The organism is Luteibacter sp. P4_D7_3, from assembly GCF_056401735.1.
This window is the reverse complement of sequence record NZ_JBFUIT010000431.1, coordinates 1-2,633: the sequence shown is the minus strand read 5'-3', so window position 1 is coordinate 2,633 and position 2,633 is coordinate 1. Positions and strand designations below refer to the sequence as shown.

Sequence of the window (2,633 nt, the reverse complement as noted above, 5' to 3'; positions counted from 1 at the left end):
CGATCGACGACCAGGGTGAGCGCGTTGTCGGTGGACTCGCGCGCCTGGCTGTCGGCCTTGGGCAGGTTGACCTTCAGCCGGGAGTGCTCGACGAAGGTGGTGCTGAGCACGAAGAACATCAGCAGGGTCAACAGCACGTCGATCAACGAAATGACGTTGATCTCGAAATCGTCCTCGCGACGGGAACCGATGCGCATGGATCAGCCAGCCTGCGAGGTAGCGGCTTCCGACGCGGCGGTGCGACGGCGCGGTGCCGGGCGCGGCGCGGACAGGTCGTCCAGCAGCGCCGTGGCTTCCTTTTCCATCTGCACGACATAGCCGCCCACTTTGGAACGGAAATAGCGATGCAGCACGTAAGCCGGGATCGACACGACCAGGCCGAACGCCGTGCAGATGAGCGCCTCGCCGATACCGCCGGCCATCTTGGTCGGATCGCCGATACCACCGGCCATCACACCCATGAACATGCGGATGAGGCCGATGACGGTACCGAGCAGGCCGAGCAGCGGGCCGATGAGGGCCACGGTGCCGAGCGTGTTGAGGTAGCGCTCCATGCGATGGACCACATGGCGACCGGTGTCCTCGATGCGCTCCTTGATCAGCTCGCGCGGACGGTCGCGCACGGCAAGGGCGCCGGCGAACAGTTCGCCCAGCGGGGAGCCTTTCTCGAGGGCTTCGAGGTGGGAGGCGTCGAGCGAGGCGGATCGCGCCCACTCGCGCACTTCAGCGCCCAGCCCCGGCGGAAACACGGACGAACGGCGCAATGCCCAGAAACGCTCGAGGATGATCGCGAGCGCAACAAAGGAACAAATGAGGATCGGCAGCAAAGCCCAGCCGCCAGCCAGAAGGATCTCGAGCACGTCAACCCCGGATGAACAAAAGTCAGGCGGGCATCATAGCAGGGCCCGCCACGGGGACTGAGGCGCCCTTAACACTTGTGGCAGACAGCCTCCCTCTAGGGAAGCAGCTCTACTGTGGGAGCCGCTTCAGCGGCGATCCGTGCGGAGAGGGGTGCCGCGGGTTACCGCGAGCACCCATCGCCGATGAATCGGCTCCTACAGAGAGAGCAAAGCTCTCAGCGGTGGCCGAGGAACTCGACCTCGCTCAGGTCCAGCCCATTCGTATCAGCGGAAACGAGACGCAGGCGGTACCAGGCATACGCGCCCGGCGTGCCGACAGCGAACGCCCTCGTCTGCAAGCGCCACGGCCAGCTTTCACCCTCACGCTTATCGACCGCCTTGTAGTGCTTGCCGTCGGTCGACCCCTCGAGCACCCAGCCCGAGGCATCGCCCGGTTTGGCGCCCGAGGTCAGGGTGAGCATCTCCACCGTCACCGGATGATCGAAGTGCCAGCCGACCACGGCGTCCTTCGCGGCCAGATGCGCCGAGGTATCGGAGGTGTTGTCGAACAGCTTGTCCAACTCGGCGCCCTTCAATGAACCGAAGGCCTTGCCGCCCTCGCTCGTCAGGTCGACCAGCGGCGCAGGCTTGCTGCCTTCGGCGCTGATCGAAGCCGGCAGCGCATCGGCACCGGTTCCCCACGTCGAAGGCGTCGGCCCCATGGTGAACTCGAGCGTCGCACCCTTCGCCAGCAGTTCGTGCGGCAGGGTCAGCTTGTTCCACGGCTGGCCGTTGACCGTTAGCGACTGCACGTAACGGTTCGTGTCGCTCACGCCCGGCGCCTTGATGTCGATCGTCGCACCGCCTTCCAGACGAAGACTCATGTGCGGGAAGTGCGGCGCACCGATGACGTACTCCGGCGTGCCCATGCGCAGCGGATAGAAACCGGCGGCACCGAACAACCACCATGCCGACATCTCGCCGTTGTCTTCGTCACCCGGATAGCCCTGGCCGATCTCGCTGCCCACATAGAGGCGGGACACCGCGTCGCGCAGCTTGTCCTGTGTCTTCCACGGCTGGCCGGCTTCGTCGTACATCCAGATGATGTGATGCGAGGGCTGGTTCGAATGACCGTATTGGCCCATGCGCACGTCGCGTGCCTCGATCATCTCGTGGATCACGTCGCCGTAGTCGCCGACGTCGTACTTGCCCGGCGTGCTGAAGAACTGGTCGAGCTTGGCAGCCAGCGCCTCGCGACCGCCGTACAGCGCGGCCAGGCCGGCACCGTCCTGCGGGGCGTGGAAGGCCATGTTCCAGGCATTGGTCTCGGTGTAGTCGCCACCCCAGCGAATCGGGTTGAACTCCTTCGCATCCCACCGCCACTTGCCTGCGGCATCGCGTGCGACGAAGAAACCGACGGCGGGATCGAACAGGTTGGTGTAACCGAGGGCACGCGAGCGATACCAAGCGGCATCGTCGGCGTAGGAGGCGCGGTAGGCGTCACCGGCTGGCGCGTCCTTGGCCAGTGCCCTGGCCAGGTTGCCGATGGCGAAGTCGTTGATGTAGCCGTCCATCGACCAGGACAGGCCTTCTTTGACGCCGTCGTCGGTATAGCCGTTGAACAGCGAACGCTGGATGCCCTTGCGACCGGCTCCCTTCACCTCGCTGACGCTGGAGGCATTGCGGATGGCCGACTGGTAGAAGGCGGAGACATCGAAATTACGCACGCCCTTCAGCCATGCATCGGAGAAGGCGACGTCCGAGCTCGTGCCCACCATCAGGTCGGCATAGCCC

At 65.0% G+C, this 2,633-nt stretch carries 3 protein-coding genes; all 3 read right to left on the bottom strand.

The annotated features are described in order from the left end of the window. A partial coding sequence (locus AC1DSN_RS21095) for an ExbD/TolR family protein (protein WP_477332679.1) occupies positions 1 to 197 on the bottom strand: 197 nt, incomplete at its 3' end. Positions 198 to 200: 3 nt separating this feature from the next. Next, positions 201 to 860 carry a MotA/TolQ/ExbB proton channel family protein gene (locus AC1DSN_RS21090; protein ID WP_197478282.1) on the bottom strand — a complete coding sequence of 220 codons (660 nt, stop codon included), beginning with the start codon at positions 858 to 860 and terminating at the stop codon, positions 201 to 203. A 215-nt stretch (positions 861 to 1,075) separates the two neighbouring features. Further along, positions 1,076 to 2,633, bottom strand: a 1,558-nt coding sequence (locus AC1DSN_RS21085; protein WP_477332677.1) for a GH92 family glycosyl hydrolase, incomplete at its 5' end; no start/stop codon positions are given.